This window comes from Nonomuraea aridisoli (assembly GCF_003236395.1).
GTDB classification, from domain to species: domain Bacteria; phylum Actinomycetota; class Actinomycetes; order Streptosporangiales; family Streptosporangiaceae; genus Nonomuraea; species Nonomuraea aridisoli.
In genome coordinates, this window is sequence record NZ_POUD01000664.1 from 1 (window position 1) to 463 (window position 463).

Below are 463 nucleotides of genomic sequence, written 5' to 3' on the forward strand. Positions count from 1 at the left end.
CGCAACGCGACATCGGGCGAGGCGCGAAGCTTTGTTGCGGTCGAGGGAAAGCGCGGAGGACGCTATTTGACTGCGTACGCAAAAATTCCCGGCACGACCTGGTTCGTGGTGAGCACCATCGCGGAGAAAAAGCTGACGGCCGAGGCGCAGGCGGTGCGCAACCAGATTGCGCTGGTCGGCATCTCGGGGGTTCTGCTGTCGATCTTCCTCGCCTACTTCATCTCGCACAGCATTTCTGCGCCGCTCAGGGAGCTGGTGCGCAAGGTGCACGATACCGGAGACGATGCCGGCGCCCAGGTGGACGAAGAAAAGCACGTGGAAGCCGGGGCCCGCGCCCAGGACGAGTTGAGCAGGCTCGCGCAGCGCTTCGAGAGAATGCGCGAAGCGATCAAACAGAAGATCCAGAAGATCAACGAGATCAATGCCTCGCTCGAGCAGACCGTCATCGAGCGGACGGCAGAGC

The 463-nt window shown here is 62.2% G+C and carries 1 protein-coding gene; it reads left to right on the forward strand.

All coding sequences use genetic code 11. From position 1 onward, the window contains the following. Positions 1 to 463, forward strand: a 463-nt coding sequence (locus tag C1J01_RS54330) for a sensor histidine kinase (RefSeq protein WP_146616075.1), incomplete at both ends; no start/stop codon positions are given.